The organism is Bradyrhizobium ivorense (assembly GCF_900696085.1).
Classification (GTDB): domain Bacteria; phylum Pseudomonadota; class Alphaproteobacteria; order Rhizobiales; family Xanthobacteraceae; genus Bradyrhizobium; species Bradyrhizobium ivorense.
On the sequence record NZ_CAADFC020000033.1, the window covers coordinates 22,683 to 37,347 of the forward strand.

The 14,665-nt window shown below is 65.4% G+C and carries 11 protein-coding genes; 2 read left to right on the forward strand and 9 right to left on the reverse strand.

Annotated features, from left to right (window positions below):
• Positions 1–68 precede the first annotated feature (68 nt).
• The 7 genes from CI41S_RS38600 to CI41S_RS38630 form a co-directional block, all read right to left on the reverse strand.
• Positions 69–1,439 carry an FAD-binding oxidoreductase gene (locus tag CI41S_RS38600; RefSeq protein ID WP_139864715.1) on the reverse strand — a complete coding sequence of 457 codons (1,371 nt, stop codon included), beginning with the start codon at positions 1,437–1,439 and terminating at the stop codon, positions 69–71.
• Between the two features lie 354 nt (positions 1,440–1,793).
• On the reverse strand, positions 1,794–2,060 hold the full coding sequence (locus CI41S_RS38605) for a hypothetical protein (protein WP_139864258.1): 267 nt from the start codon (positions 2,058–2,060) through the stop codon (positions 1,794–1,796).
• 140 nt (positions 2,061–2,200) lie between these two features.
• Complete coding sequence (locus tag CI41S_RS38610; protein WP_139864259.1) at positions 2,201–4,705, reverse strand: two-component system VirA-like sensor kinase; 2,505 nt, start codon at positions 4,703–4,705, stop codon at positions 2,201–2,203.
• Positions 4,702–5,574 carry a cytochrome-c peroxidase gene (locus CI41S_RS38615; RefSeq protein ID WP_244622414.1) on the reverse strand — a complete coding sequence of 291 codons (873 nt, stop codon included), beginning with the start codon at positions 5,572–5,574 and terminating at the stop codon, positions 4,702–4,704. The genes CI41S_RS38610 and CI41S_RS38615 overlap by 4 nt, the downstream gene beginning before the upstream one ends.
• Before the next feature lie 342 nt (positions 5,575–5,916).
• The gene (locus CI41S_RS38620; RefSeq protein ID WP_139864260.1) at positions 5,917–6,507 is read right to left on the reverse strand and encodes a DUF1127 domain-containing protein; all 591 of its coding nucleotides are present in this window, start codon (positions 6,505–6,507) and stop codon (positions 5,917–5,919) included.
• Between the two features lie 199 nt (positions 6,508–6,706).
• Positions 6,707–7,432, reverse strand: coding sequence for a response regulator (locus CI41S_RS38625; protein WP_139485383.1), 726 nt, complete (start codon positions 7,430–7,432; stop codon positions 6,707–6,709).
• Positions 7,433–7,872: 440 nt separating this feature from the next.
• Complete coding sequence (locus CI41S_RS38630; protein WP_139864261.1) at positions 7,873–8,793, reverse strand: c-type cytochrome; 921 nt, start codon at positions 8,791–8,793, stop codon at positions 7,873–7,875.
• A 335-nt stretch (positions 8,794–9,128) separates the two neighbouring features.
• Here CI41S_RS38630 and CI41S_RS38635 point away from each other — a divergent pair, with 335 nt between their 5' ends.
• Both CI41S_RS38635 and CI41S_RS38640 read left to right on the forward strand, forming a co-directional pair.
• Positions 9,129–10,481 (forward strand): glycosyltransferase, encoded by a 1,353-nt coding sequence (locus tag CI41S_RS38635; RefSeq protein WP_139864262.1) that lies wholly within the window; start codon positions 9,129–9,131, stop codon positions 10,479–10,481.
• An 82-nt stretch (positions 10,482–10,563) separates the two neighbouring features.
• Entirely contained in the window at positions 10,564–11,793 is a 1,230-nt protein-coding gene (locus tag CI41S_RS38640) for an MFS transporter (RefSeq protein ID WP_139864263.1), read from the forward strand.
• Between the two features lie 120 nt (positions 11,794–11,913).
• On the opposite strand, the gene serA is transcribed toward CI41S_RS38640, so the two are convergent.
• Together serA and CI41S_RS38650 are read right to left on the reverse strand one after the other, a co-directional pair.
• Positions 11,914–13,164 carry a phosphoglycerate dehydrogenase gene (gene serA / locus CI41S_RS38645; RefSeq protein ID WP_139864264.1) on the reverse strand — a complete coding sequence of 417 codons (1,251 nt, stop codon included), beginning with the start codon at positions 13,162–13,164 and terminating at the stop codon, positions 11,914–11,916.
• A 265-nt stretch (positions 13,165–13,429) separates the two neighbouring features.
• Complete coding sequence (locus tag CI41S_RS38650) at positions 13,430–14,596, reverse strand: VOC family protein (protein WP_139864265.1); 1,167 nt, start codon at positions 14,594–14,596, stop codon at positions 13,430–13,432.
• Positions 14,597–14,665: the final 69 nt, after the last annotated feature.

Consider the following 14,665-nt stretch of genomic DNA (forward strand, 5'->3'; position numbering starts at 1 on the left):
GTCGTTCCGCAACACCTGCCGGAACGGTTGCAGTTCATGGCAATGCGTTTCGACGCCGCCGGCCAAGCTCACTCTGCCGGCAGCAAGAGGGCGGACGCGAAGACGCCATCGGGATCGAAGCGGCGCTTGAGCATGCGGAGCCGGGCGGCGTTGCCGCCAAAAGCCCCCGCCGCCTGTTCGCGATCATTCGGTCCGAGCAGGTTGGCGTAGCCGCCCGGCAGGGCGAACGGGGCGAGGCTCTGCCATAGATCCTGCGCCCAGCGCCGGTGCGCCGCGCCGTCTCCGTCGGGCTTCCAGCCTGCGAGGATCTCGATCATGAGGTGCTCGTTGCGCATGCCGAATGCAGTGGCGGCCGGCACGACCCGCGTCGCGGCGCCGTGGAAGTGATGCCAGAACACCGAGCAATCCGGCGACGGCGCGCGCGCCCTTGCCGCGACGATCAGGTCGGCGGCCTCCGCGGTGAGCGCGGGCAACCAGCGTGTCCGGAGCTCCCAATGGTGGCCGTCCATGGCTTCCACCCAGGCGTCGAACTGGGCGAGCATGTCGGAGTAGGTCGCCGGTCCGACCTGGACGGAGAGCGGCGAGCCGAGAGCCCGCAGACCTTCCATCACACGCTCGCCCTGGCGCCGCTCGCCGTTCCACAACGGCACGACGATGAGGACGGGTTCGCCGTCCGGACCGGACATCATGCCGACCGACACGCCGAGTTCGTCCGGCGTCGCGGGCGCGAATGCGGCGTAGCGGCGCAGCACCTTGCCCGCCTCGTTCCAGTCGTAGATCAGCGATCCCGCAAGCATGTCGGGTGCCGGATGGAGGCGAATCCGCAGCGAGGTGACGACGCCGAAATTGCCGCCGCCGCCGCGCAGCGCCCAGAACAGGTCGGGCTCCGCGTCGGGACCGGCTGTCACGCGCCGTCCGTCCGCCAGCACGATCTCGGCGCCGAGCAGATTGTCCGCCGCGAGGCCGCAACTGCCACTGAGGGGACCGTAGCCGCCGCCCAGGGTCAGGCCGGCCACGCTGACCGTGCCACAATTGCCCAGCGCCGCAACCAGACCATGCGCACCAGCCGCAGCGGCCAGCTTATTGGCCATTGCCCCGCCGGCGACGGTCGCGACCCGTGCTTGCGGATCGACGACGACTTGTCGCATCCGGCTCAGGTCAATGACGAGCCCGTCACGCTGCAACGCGCGTCCCGCCCAGTCGTGTCCGCCGCCGCGCACCGACAACGCCAGCCCGTGCTGACGGGCAATCCGCACCGCTGCCTGCACGTCCACCGCCGACTCGCACACCGCAAACAACGCAGGCTCGTTCTCAACCGCGCCGTTCCATATCTTGCGGGTGCGGGAATAATCATCGTCGCCGCGTGACACGACCCGTCCCTGCATCAAGGCACGCAGTCCGCGCGCGGCGGCCGAGTCCGAACTGGTGTGTAGGTTCATCACGCTCTCCCTTTGTGGTCCGGGCAGTTTGAGCCAGCTGCTTGAAGCTGCGGCTCTGCGGGCAACTGTGCGCAGCAGCACAGCGTTGCGGAGCTGCGCGAGTTGCTGCGCGAAGCAGGCAGGATGAGCGCGATCTGTTACGGGAGAACTTCGCGGATCGGATATCGCGCTACATCCGTAATGTGGTTACTGCGGCGGGCTGCAACCGAACGTCGGCACAAGGCTCCGCGCGATTGACCGAGGCAGAGATGTCGAGCCCGGCGAGCTCAGGCCTCGGTCACCGTTGAGGCGGGAAAGATGCAGACGCTGGCGTGTTCGACCGCCTGGTGTCACAGAGCCTCGCAGACCTTGCGGTCAACAGCCGCGGCAGATGATCAGCTTGCGGTCGATTTCCTCGTCCAGCCGCCGCAGCTCCAATTCGATCGGTGACAATTGACTGCCCTCCGGAATGTCCGCTCGCCGCGGCTGCCGGTGACCGACCGGAGCCTGGCGCAGCAGGCTGGCGTATTGCTCCGGGGCGTCATGACGGACGCTGGTCGGACTGCGGCCAGCGGCGACACCGGGCATCGAGCTGAACAGAAACGAGACGGCGACAACGCCGAGACCAAGTCGTTTGGACATCATCATTCTCCTATCGCGATCGTGTCGAGATCGTTCTCGGGTGGAACGACCAGGAGCGACGGGATAGGAGGCGCGCGCTACGCGATGACTTCGGACGCAGCAAATCGCGCTACGGGTGCAACGATGCGATGGCCTGGGCGCTATCGCACCGATGCGATCCGCGGGATTCTTCCGCCGGCCGGCGGTGCCGCGAGACACCGCGCCAATGCCGCGGCAAGTTCGGCCGACAGCAGCGGTTGATGAACCAGCTCCGTCACTCCCGAGGCCGCCAGCAGCGGCGCAGCGAGGTCGTGCGTCGAGGGGCTGGTGAGAATGATCGGAAGATCGGGCGCGGCCGCGTGCAGCGACGCCGCGAGAAGCAGCGAAGATCCGCCCGGCACGTGGCACACCAACGCCAGGTCGAAACGACCCCGCTCGGTGCGGCAGGCCTCCTCGGCCTCAGTGAGGCCGGTGAAGCCGACCGGCTCGTAGCCGAGTGCGGCCAGAACTTCCTCGTAACGCATCAGGCGCTTCCGATCGGGCTGCAGCACCAGAACGGTTTCGCCGGAGCCGCGCAGCGCGAGATCCGGCGCGCGCGGCGCCGATATCGGCTCGGCCGGTCCGCCCGCCGGCAGCCAGACTTCGAAGCGCGCACCGGCGCCGGGCGCGCTGTCGACGCCGATCGCACCGCCATGCTGCTCGACGATCTCGCGGACGGTCGCCAGCCCAAGACCATGACCGTCGGCGCGGCTCGTGAAGAACGGTTCGAAGATCCGCTCGAGCGTCGCCGCATCCATGCCGGGTCCGGGATCGGACACCGAAATGACGGTGAAGCGGCCGGGCGCCAGTTCGGTCCGCCGGATCCGCAACGGCTGCAGGATTTCGCGCGTGCCGATGCTGAGCTCGATCAAGCCCGGCTCCTGCATTGCCTGCGCAGCGTTGTTGCAGAGATTGAGGATCACCTGCTGCAATTGCGCCGGTTCACCCCACACCGTCGCCGTTTCCTCGATCTCGGTGATCACGAACTTGACATGCGACGGCAACGATGCGCCGAGCAGCGCCGCGGTTTCCGCGGCCAGCGCCTCGATCGAGATGCGCTCTCGCCTGACCTTGCCGCGGCGGCCGAAGGTCAGGATCTGTCCAATGAGCTCGCGCGCCCTTTCGCCGGCGCGGCGGATTTCCGCAAGGTTCGCCGCGGAGCGGCTGCCCGCCTTGACGTCGGCGTCGGCCATCTCGGCATAGCCGAGGATGGCACCGACAATATTGTTGAAGTTGTGCGCGATGCCGCTCGCGAACGTCCCGATCGTCTCCATCCGCCGGGCTTGTTGCAGGGTCGCCTGAAGCCGCTCTTTTTCCTGCTCGAGCCGCACCCGGTCGACGGCGTTGCGGATGGCGTCGAACGCCATGCGGAACAGCGCGAACTCGGCCCATTGGGTCAGCGCGTCGGCGCGCACCGCGTCGAAGCCGAGCACCGCCGCACGCGGCTGTCCCGCCGGCGCCGTGATGCACAGCCAGCCGCGAACACCGGCCGACGCGAGCAGATTCGCCGTGTCGTACGGATGCGACGGCTTGACCTTCGGGATGTAAATGATGTCGGCGCCGTCGCGATCGATCCGCGGCACCAGGTCGAACACGCGCTCCGGCCACCCTTCCGCGAACCCGACGCCTTCGCGCGACCATCGATACGTGCTGGCGGCAGCGCCGGCGCGGCTGGCAAAATAGGCCCGGTCGGCGCCGATGTAGCCGGCAAGCTGCTCGAGCGCCCGCTCGACATCGCCGGCGATCTCGTCATGGCGCGAGTCGATGAAGCGCATCGAGATGTCGGCGATAATGTGCTCGAACGCCGCGCGACGGCGCAGCGCGATCGCCCGCGCGCGCAACAACATTCCGAAATACACCAGGCCACCGAGCAGCAACAGCGACGTGGCGTACTGCAACAGGCGGTTCTGTCGAGCCGCGGATCGCGCAGCAAGCTGACGCTTGGTGATCAGCGCATGCAGATTGTCCTGCTCGCGGACGCTGGAATCCTCGACCAGCGTTCGCAGCATGGCATCGACCTCGGGAAGCAGTCTGTACAGCAGCTGACCGTGCGCAATGATGGCGCGGATCGAATCGATTTCCCCGGTCGGGGTCTGCAGCCGCGCAAGATCCTGGAGCCGCGCCTTGACGTCCTGCGCGGTGGCATCGGACGTGTTGAGCGTCAGATGCAGCATGGCGGCCGCGAGCGCGGAGGTACCCGCCACCAGCGACTTGTCTTCCGACGCCGCAAGGCGCTCGCCGAACAGACTGAAATAGGCAAGGGAATTCTGCAGCAGCGCGTTCTTGCTCTTGAACTGCTCGACCAGCACTTCCTGCCGCTGTGCGCGGACGGCCAGCACATCGATCGCCGCGGCCTCCTCCCGATCCGAGCCGGCCGCCTCGCGCAACCGTGTCAGCGCGCTGTCATAGGCATCGACCATCCGCACCAGGCCGTCATAGTTCCGCGACAGACCGGCGCGCGATGTCAGCACTTCGCGGGTGATGCCGCGTTCGGACCGGCCGAACTCGGCGAGCGCCTGCGACTGGCGGTCATAGCGGACCGAATTCATGTTGAGTCCGCTCAGCAGAAGCCAGGTCAGCAGCACAAGCAGGAACGATACGCCGACCGCCGCGGGCGCGACTTTCATGGCGCGGCTCCAACCGGTACGCCGCGAAATTCCCCGGTCAGACTCTGCAGGTAGGCGACCAGCGCCTTCACCTGCGCATCGGTCAGCCTGGCGTTCAGTTGCGCGAGCGCCATCTTGCGAACAGCATCGTCGAGCGTCGGCGCGCTGCCGTCGTGGAAGTAGGGCGGCGTTGTTGCGACGTTGCGCAGGCTGGGCACGCGCAGGATGGCCGGCTCCGGCGAAGCCAGCGGATGAAAAATGCCGTGGCGCTGATACAGATTGCCGCCGACATTGACCCCTTGATGGCAGGAGACGCAACCGAGCGACTTGAACAGACGGTAACCGTCCAATTCATCGTCCGACAGCGCGGCGGCATCTCCGGTGAGCCAGCGGTCGAACTTGCTGCCGGGCGTGACCAGCGTCCGCGAAAAGCTCGCCATGGCATCGACGATGCTGGCGGCATCGGGGCGACGGCCATAGGCCGCGGCGAAGCTGGCGCGCATCTCAGAATCGCTATCGAGTTTCATCGTGACCTCGGCGAGACTGCTGCCCATGATGCGCGGGCTTTCCAGCAGCGCCTTGATGTCGTCCTCAATGGTGCGAACCTTGCCCTCCCAACCGAAGCGAAAGTTCAGCGTCGAATTGAACACGGTGAGCGTGTTGAACCGCTGCTGCCCGCCATCGACGCCATAGTCGAACCGCGCTGCGCTCGCCCCGTTCGCGCCGAGGTCGTGGCACGACGAGCAGCTCTGGGAATTGTCATGCGACAACCGGGCATCGTTGAACAGGCGCTCACCGAGCTTGACCTTGAGCGGGTCGATGGCGGGAGGAGCGGGGATCGGCGTGATCGGCTCCTGCGCGCCGTTCGAGACCGGCGCCGGTGCCGGCATTTGGGACGGCGCCGGAGAAGTCAGCAGACATCCCAAGGTCAGCGCGCACATTGCGAGCACGCGGCGCCGGCGCATCAATTCACGAAGAATTCTGTTCAGGGAGAGCGACAAGTCCCCGAAATAGACGCCAGGTAACAATTCCGCAATGTGCAATCACGGGGCGCATTGTTCCCCTCTTTCAAGAATACTTGATCCATGAAGATCGCCGTCCCGCCGAGGTGGGCAACGCACCCGATCTAGGCGTGCAGAGTCAGCCCGGCCAGGCTCGCCCTGAGCCTGCGCGCAATGGACCCGGTCACCGCGTGATAGAAGCCTGGTCCCGCGACCAGGAAATACAAAGCGTCAACAATCACCGGACTGCCTCACCACGCGCTCGATGTCCGATTGACCGCAGATGCCCATATCCCGCAAGGTCCGATCATCGTACTCGGCGAGCGCCGCCACCGCGGTCTGGACAGCCCACTCGCGGCGCCAATACCGCCAGATCGCCGCGACCGTCCCGCCAATGGAACTCAGCCAGCTCCAGCGACGCTGCGGACGTGCGTCGGCCGACACGGCCCACTCCAATCCGGAGGTGACGCTGCTTTCCAGGGGCTGAGCGCTGGCTTGCTCAATGGCTGGTTGCTGCTGAACACGAACCGATCGCGGCGGTGCGGACGCAGGCGCCGGCGGGACGGGAAATTCCGCGCCCGGATAGATGGAGGCGCCATACATCGCGCATCCCTCGATGAAAAGCGCCAGCGCCGCCAACCACCAGCCGACGGCCGAGCGATCCGGTTGCTCGACCGGCGCCACCGCATGCGTGCTATGCGCGCTGTGCGGCGGCAGACGGCCGGGAGCGCGGTCAACAGAACGGATGGCACGGATGATTCCACCGGCCTGCGGTAACCGCGCGACATGATCGACATTCGGAAGAGAGTTCTGCTTCGACATGGAATTGTTCCTGCACGATGTTTGCAGGAGCAGATTGGGGTCGCGCTGTTACGCCGGTGTCACCACCACGCACAAAACGGTTACGGTTGCAGTGCGGCGTCACAGAAACGCTCACACCCCGAACGGGAATCGCGCGCGGCCGCACGACCGCCGCGAACCAACGCGGAGCAAAGCAACAATCAGGTCGACGCGGCTGAAGTTAGAACGGTTCTACCGGGACGGCGAAGACGTAGCCGATCCCCCGCTCGGTCCGGATGACGCGGGGCGCGCTCGGATCGGTCTCCAGCTTGCGGCGCAGCCGCAACACCTGAACGTCGATGCTGCGGTCGAAGATATCTTCGTGAATGCGGGTTGCCTGCAGCAGATGTTCGCGAGTCAGCGGGCGCTGTGGCGCTTCGAGAAACGCCAGCAGCAAGGCGTATTCGCCCTTGCTCAGCGCAACCGGAACATCGTTGGCATCGATCAGCCTGCGGCCGCGGCGTTCGAGCTTCCAGCCGTTGAAACGATAGCCGCCGCGTTCGGGATCACGGGCGCGCGCAGCCCGTCCCATTTCCTGGCGCCGCAACACCGCCCGCACCCGCGCCAGCAGCTCTCGGAGGCTGAACGGCTTGATGATGTAATCGTCGGCACCGAGCTCGAGGCCGACGATGCGATCGATTTCGTCGGGCCGATGCCCGGTGGTGATGATGACCGGAACATCGGACTGCGCGCGGATTTCCCGCAGCAGATCGAGCCCGTCGTCCTGGCCGAGACGAAGATCGAGAATGATCAGGCTGGGCTGGGTTCCCTCGAGATGACGATGCAGCTCCGCCCGATTGGACGCGGCCCTGGTCGGCACGCTGTGCTCTTCCAGATATCTGATCACCATCTGCCGTAACGTGGGATCGTCATCGACGACAATGATCTGACCGACATCTGCCAACATAACTGATCTCTTGAAGTTCGGACGTGACTACCTGGGGCTCGAATCTGTAAGCCTTTGACTCTTCCGGTCTGGGACCAAAACGGCCCGTCAGTTGCCGGCTATTCCCAGTAGAATTCACATGCCCGAACTGCACGTTGATCTTTACTGGATCGCGGTGCGAAGCACTGTGGAGTTGTCGCTCTCAACTAAGTCATTGTTCAGTCGTATTCGACAGACTCTCCTATACGTGATGAGTTGTGATCCAGGCAATGACCGCCCGCTCAATTTTTGCGCGCAGGTTTCTCGGAACAGTTGCTTCGTCCCGCACGCATGTGGGCATCGCCCTTCCTGAGCATTGAGACGATTCGGGCAATTGGATCGGCAAAGTCCGCGCGCGATCGAACAGCGCAGCGGTGCAGGCCGTCAGGCAGTTGGACAGCCGCGCATCAGGATGGCGGCAGCTACATCGCGGCGAGTTCGTCATCGCCCATTCGCCCGATCGGACGCCACGGCATTTGCGCGCCGAGTTGATGCCCGTTCGGATCGATGCCGGTGCGCATGGTTGCGATGAACTGCGCCAGCGACCAATCCTTGACCACAGCGAGATCGGGTCCGAGCGGCGGCAACTGGCCGGGCACGCCACCGGCCAGATTCTGGCCGTGGCATTCGCGGCAATCTTGATAGGACAGAAGGTACTCGCCGTATTGCGCGGTCGGCCCCGTCGGTGGGGCAACGATTTCGGCGGTCGTCACCGGCTTGGCGTCCGGCAGCAATCCCGCGCCGAGCATCGTGGTGCCGAGCCAGTTGAAGCGGTCGAGTGGCCCCGGCGTCGGCGCGCCGGCGGCCGCGAGGCTGCGGAGATAGGCAATCACGGCGAAGGTGTCCTCGTCGCTCAACCGGCTGGCGTTGGTGAAGGACATGATCACGAGCCAGCGTCCGTCGGCGTCGACGCCGTTGCGAATGGCGCGAAAAATCTCGGCGTCGGACCAGTGCTGCAATGCCCCGGCAGGGGTCAGATTGGCCGCGACGAACGAGCCGATGTCGATGGGAATATCCTTCGCGAGGTCACCCCCGCCGGTCAGCGGACCCGTCGTGGTGTGACATCCGCTGCAAAAGCTGTCGGCCACCGCCTTGCCGCGCGCAACGCGCTCCGCCGTCGCTGCGACCTTGAGATCCGGCAGCGGGGCGGAACGCGTATGCTGCCTGACCAGGCCTGTGGCGGTGAGCGCGCCGACCGCCGATACCGCGATCGTCAGCGCGAACGCAAGCCCTGCTCCGCCCCATCTCAGGATGCGCGACGTGAGCCGCAAGGCAGCAAGGCCCGACAAGGCCAGCAGCACGGCAACGACGAGCGTGGCAATCAGGCCGACAACACTCTGCATGTCATGTCTCAGTGGATTGTGGGAAGCGGGCCGGCGCACGAGAGACGAGCGCCGCGGAAAATTTGCGGGGCGTGCCGATTGGCGAACAGCATGGCTAAGGGCGCGGCATTACCGGGCTGTTTCAGCACAGAAACGAAGCGTTACGGCTGTAACACGCGTGACTGCCGGAAGAGCTTCGCGTCACGGCAACGTCATCGATTGTTGCCGCCGTAACCATTTCCCTGCCGCGCAGAAGCCTTCGCGTAATGCGAATGTCGGCAGATGTCCCTGATTAGTCGAGCGGCCGCCAGACGCGGCGGCCATGCCCGCAAAACGACCATCAGAGGACCGATCACATGAAAATACTCGTCGCTTCAGTGCCTGCACCGGGTCACGTCAATCCGATGCTGGCGATCACCCGCATCTTGAAAGCCGACGGCCACGAGGTCGCATTCCACACCGGCGCCAGCTTTGAGGCGCGTGTGGCCGCGAGCGGCGCCAGGTTCTTGCCGCTGCCGGCCGATGCCGACTTCGACCCCGGCAATCCGTTCGAACGCGCGCCAGAGCTCAAGACCGTGCCGCCCGGGTTCAAATGGTTGCGCATCGCCCTGGAGCGATTCTTCATCGACAACATCGCCGCGCAACACCACGGCGTGCAGGACGTACTAAAGAAATTTCCGGCCGACGTCATCCTCGGCGACGACATGTTTTTCGGCCTGCTGCCGATGCTGCTCGGCCCGCGGCTGAAGCGGCCGCCGATCGCACTCTGCGGCACGTCGCTGCTGCACTGGCCGCGCGAAGACGGCGCGCCGAACTTCCTCGGCCTGCCGCCGGCGACGACCATCGAGGAGCGCGACGAATATCTGGCGCTTGCCCGGGATTACGACGAGGCGGTCGATCGGCCCGCGGGACGTCACCTGAACAAGGCGCTAAAGGCGCTCGGCGTCGGGCCGCTTGCGATGCCGCTGTTCGATTCCAGCGTCGGACTTGCCGATGCCTACATGCAATTGTCGGTGCCGGGCTTCGAGTTTCCGCGCGAGATTCCGCCGTCAGTGCATTTCGTCGGCACGCCCCCGATCATTCCCGGTCAGGTCGACCTGCCGCCCTGGGCGCACGAACTCGACGGGTCGCGCAAGGTCGTGCTGGTGACGCAAGGCACAGTGGCCAACCACAATCTCGACCTGCTGATCACGCCGACCCTGGCCGCGCTCGCCAACGAACGCGACGTGCTGGTGGTCGCGACGACGGGAGGCCGGCCGACCGACGACATCTCCGGCCCCGTTCCCGCCAACGCACGCCTCTCGAGCTATCTGCCGTTTGAATGGCTGCTGCCGAAGGTCGACGTGCTCGTCACCAACGGCGGCTATGGCAGCGTCAACCAGGCCATGAGCTTCGGCATTCCGCTGGTCGGCGCGGGGCTCACCGAAGACAAGGCCGACGTCAATGCGCGGATCGCATGGTCCGGCGTCGGCATCAATCTCGCGGACAACGCGCCGACAAAGCAGGCGCTGCGCAACGCCGTTCGCACCGTGCTCGATCAGCCGAACTACCGCCAGCGCGCCGCGCAAATGAAGGACGAGTACGCCGCGATCGACACCCCGTCCGAGATCCTGCGGATCGTCGGCCAGCTGGTCGCGGATCAGAGCACATCGTTGCGATCTGCGCCGATGGCGGCGGGCAAGGCGCGACGCGCCGCGCGCCAGCACTGATCTGACCAGCGGCCCGATGCGAAGGAGGACGTCGCGCCTCCTTCGCGCGCAGAGCAACTGAAAGCAAAGAAACCATCACGCCATGCGAATTCAGCCGACCTCCTTCGCCTTCACGCTGCTGCTCGGCTTTCTTGCCGCCGTGCCCTATTCAGGCATCGACATCAACCTGCCGGCGCTGGCGGCGACCGGCGCCACGCTCGGTGCGAGCCCGTCCGATGTCGGCCTCACCATGAGCGCCTTCATGCTCAGTCTTGCGGTGGCGCCGCTCCTCTACGGACCGATCTCGGACCGGATCGGCCGCAAGCCGGTGGTCATGGCCGGAGTGGCCTTGTTCGCGATCGCGAGCCTCGCCTGCGCGGCGGCGGACTCGCTCTGGATGCTGCTGATCTGCCGCTTCGTCCAGGGGGGCGGCGCCGCCAGCACGACGATGACCTTTGCGATCATCCGCGACCTGTTCGACGAAACCATTGCGCGCGCAAAGATCGCCAGCGTCGTGATTGCCGTCAATGTGGTCACGGTGGTTGCGCCCAGCGCGGGCGCCGCGCTGCTCGCGGTCGGCAGCTGGCGGCTGATCTATCTCACTCAGGCCGCGGCTGGTAGCGTGCTGCTGCTGGCCGTGCTGCTTGGGTTTGCCGAAACGGCGAAGATCGCCGCCGCCGGCCGGCTGCGGCCTTCGGCCGTCATCGCGGACTATCGTCGCGTGCTGACCAATCCGGCTGCGCTGGCCTTCATCCTGGTCGGCGCCGCCGGCGGCGCCACCGTGTTCGCCTATGTCACGGGGTCGTCGCTGTTCTTCATCGGTGTCGTCGGGCTGCGGCCGGACCAGTATGGCCTGATCTTCAGCGCCTGCTCGGCGGCGGTAATGTGCGGCGCATTCATCGACAGCCGGCTCGGCCGGCGCGGAATAGCGCCCACCACGGTGCTGACGATCGGGCTCGTGCTGCTGTTCACCGTCGCCAGCGCGTTGCTCGCGATGACGCTCGCGCACTGGACGCCGCCCGCGCTGCTTGCGGCGCTACTGATGGCGGTGGCGCTCGCCTTTGGGCTGAGCATGCCGAATATCATGAATGCGACGATGCAGCCGTTGCCCGACATCGCCGGCGCGGTTGGCGCCGCTGCCGGAAGCATTCAGATGACATCCGGCGCGATCGCGAGCGGCCTCGTCGCGACGCTGTTCGACGGGCGCTCGGCGCTTTCGATGACCGCCGTCATGGCCGCAGCATCACTGCTTGCCCTGCTGCTCTATCTGCTGTTTGCCCGGCCCGCCGTGCGGCGCTTGCACCCTGCGCCGGCGCTGACGCCCGCCCAGTGACGAGGTCGGCAGCTGGCCCGTTGAGTTTGCAAGTCAAGTCGGGGCAGACAATTCCGTTGGACAGGCGTTGTGCCGCTTGCCTGCCCATCGGCTAAGGCAACATTCCGCCACGCACCGCGATCACCCCTGCGTCCGGTTCTGCTCGTACAGCACCCGCACGCGGATCGTGCCCTGAATGGCCTTGAGCTCCGTGAGGAGCTCTTCGCCTTCGCCGCCGACAACGTCGGTTTCGAGCACAACGTAGCCGATTTCCGGATCGGTCTGCAGGTATTGCGCCAGGATGTTGATCCCGTGCCGGGAGACTGCGTCGTTGACTTGACGCATCACACCCGGAACGTTCCGATGCACATGGATGATGCGGGTGCCGGAGGGCCGCGCCGGCAGCTGTACCTGCGGAAAATTGACCGCGCCGAAGGTCGAGCCGACATCGGAGTAATCGATCAGCTTGCGCGCAACCTCCCCGCCGATACGATCCTGCGCTTCCTCCGTCGAACCGCCGACATGCGGCGTGAGGATCACGTTGGACAGGCCCTGCAACGGCGAGGCGAAGCGGTCCTTGTTCGACGCCGGCTCGACCGGAAACACGTCGACCGCGGCGCCTGCCAGCCTGCCCTCGCGCAGGGCGCTTGCCAGCGCATCGAGATCGACCACGGTGCCGCGCGAATTGTTGATCAGATAGGCCTCGGGCTTCATCAGCCGGAGCTGGGCCGCGCCAATCATGTTGGCGGTGGCGGGCGTCTCCGGCACATGCAGCGAAACGACGTCGCTGGCCGCGAGCAAATCGTCCAGCGTCTCGACCGGCTCGGTATTGCCGTGTCGCAATCGGTCGGTGTGATCGAAATAGATCACGCGCATGCCCATGGCTTCCGCGAGATTCGATAGCTGCGAGCCGATGTTGCCATAGCCGACGATGCCCAGCGTCTTGCCGCGCACCTCGCGGCTGCCCTCGGCGGACTTGTCCCAGCCGCCGGCATGCGCGGAGATCGACCGGGGAAATATCCGGCGAAACAGCATCACGATCTCGGCGATGGTCAGCTCGGCCACGCTGCGGGTGTTGGAATACGGCGCGTTGAAGACCGGAATCCCCAGGCGTCGCGCGGCATCGAGATCGACCTGGTTGGTGCCGACCGAAAAGCAGCCGACCACCATCAGCCGGTCGGCCGCCTCCAGGATCTCCGCGGTCAACTGCGTCCGCGAGCGGATCCCCAACATGTGGACGCCGGAAAGCGCCTGCTTGAGCTCGCCGGCACCCAGCGCCTTCGGAAGCCGTTGCAGCTCGGTGTAACCATTGCCTTCGAACATGCGTGCTGCCGAGTCGTTGACGCCCTCCAGCAGCAGGACGCGGATCTTGGTTTTGGGGAGAGACAACATCGTCGAGTTTCGCCTTCGTCGTTCCTAAGTCGAAACCTTGATATCACCGGGAACCAGTCCTCGAAAAGCCGAGACTCGTCCGGATTCATCAGGCCCGACGCATGATAGCGGATAAGATAACCCCGCAGCAGGCATCTTTTCCGATCAGTTTGACGACGGATAGCGTTGAGAGCTTCGCCCCTAGCGGCCGGATGAGCTGCCCGACCTGTTTGGCTCGCTGGTTTCAGCCGATCACGGACATCTCCTTCGACACGATACCAAGGCCTCAAGCCGGTGGAACTGGCGTCGGGGCCGGACGCAGCGCAATGTTGCGTTCGATCTCGATGCGTTGCTCCTCGACATTCGGCGGCAGGCACAGCTTGCGGCCGAGCGCGTCTTCCGGCTCGTCGACGGCAAGCAGCGTCGGCGTCGAGATCGCGCAGATGTGGCCGTCAGGATCCCGGAAATAGAACAGCTTGCTGTAGATCGCGTCCTGGACGTTGGAGATATCGAGCCCAGCACGTTTGAGGCGCCCGTGCTCGTGGGCCAGCGCCGCCTCGTTCTCCACCTCGAGGGAAAAATGATGCGACAGTCCGGTGCCGAGACGCCCCGCCGTGTAACCCGGCAGGCCGAAGAAGGTCAGCACCGAGCCCGGCGACAGCGCGTCGTCGCACGCATAGTAATAGTGTGTTCCGCCTTTTTCGTCCAAATAGTCGGTCTTCTTGATCAATCGCAACCCGACCGTCTCGACGAAAAACTTCTCCGTCCGTTCCGCGTTCGACGAAATCGATGTGATGTGGTGGAAGCCGCGCAGCGCGAAATCCTCAGTGACGACCGGCACGGGCTGTGGCCAGGTCTCGGCCGCCGTTAACACCTCATCGCGCCCGCCGATCAGGTTCGCCTTGGGCTGAGGCCGGAAGCCGGATCCAAGCACAGCTTCGTCGTGGCCGAAGCCGGGTTCGGTGGTGGCGATTTCGATGATCGCGCCGTCGGGGTCGCGCAGGTACACCGCATGGAAGTAGTTGCGATTATACGGTCCCGTGACGTGCAGTCCGAGATCGGTCAGCCGCCGCTTCCACTTCAGCAGGCCGTTCCGCGTCGGAACGTGCAGCGCGAGATGATGATTGGTTCCGGCGCCCCAGCGTCCCTTCGGGTCACCGACCCGCGGGTTCGCGACACCCGCCGCAGTCGCAGCCGGATCGACAAAGCCGGTTTCCGGCATCGCGTAGAAGATCGGATTCCATTCGATATAGCTGATGGTGTGCCGGCGCTTCGGCTCGCCCTTGAATGCGTGGAAGCCGAAGGTGATGACCGGCAACCTCGGATCGAGATGGTGGACGGTCCGCTTCACCACCGGCAGGCCGAGAATCTCCGCATAGAAATGCTCGATGCGTCCGAGATTGCTGGCCACGAAGACCTGGTTGTTGACGCCACTGATGATCATATTGTTCATCGCCAGCTCTCCCGCGTTCCGGTCGCCATCGGTGCGTTGCTGGCGAACTATTGCAGCGATCGCGATGTG

Coding starts and splice junctions, on each gene's coding strand:
- CI41S_RS38650 (WP_139864265.1), bottom strand. CDS start 14,596: ATGAACAATATGATCATCAGTGGCGTCAACAACCAGGTCTTCGTGGCC.
- CI41S_RS38610 (WP_139864259.1), bottom strand. CDS start 4,705: ATGAAAGTCGCGCCCGCGGCGGTCGGCGTATCGTTCCTGCTTGTGCTG.
- CI41S_RS38620 (WP_139864260.1), bottom strand. CDS start 6,507: ATGTCGAAGCAGAACTCTCTTCCGAATGTCGATCATGTCGCGCGGTTA.
- serA (WP_139864264.1), bottom strand. CDS start 13,164: ATGTTGTCTCTCCCCAAAACCAAGATCCGCGTCCTGCTGCTGGAGGGC.
- CI41S_RS38640 (WP_139864263.1), top strand. CDS start 10,564: ATGCGAATTCAGCCGACCTCCTTCGCCTTCACGCTGCTGCTCGGCTTT.
- CI41S_RS38615 (WP_244622414.1), bottom strand. CDS start 5,574: ATGCCGGCACCGGCGCCGGTCTCGAACGGCGCGCAGGAGCCGATCACG.
- CI41S_RS38605 (WP_139864258.1), bottom strand. CDS start 2,060: ATGTCCAAACGACTTGGTCTCGGCGTTGTCGCCGTCTCGTTTCTGTTC.
- CI41S_RS38635 (WP_139864262.1), top strand. CDS start 9,129: ATGAAAATACTCGTCGCTTCAGTGCCTGCACCGGGTCACGTCAATCCG.
- CI41S_RS38625 (WP_139485383.1), bottom strand. CDS start 7,432: ATGTTGGCAGATGTCGGTCAGATCATTGTCGTCGATGACGATCCCACG.
- CI41S_RS38600 (WP_139864715.1), bottom strand. CDS start 1,439: ATGAACCTACACACCAGTTCGGACTCGGCCGCCGCGCGCGGACTGCGT.
- CI41S_RS38630 (WP_139864261.1), bottom strand. CDS start 8,793: ATGCAGAGTGTTGTCGGCCTGATTGCCACGCTCGTCGTTGCCGTGCTG.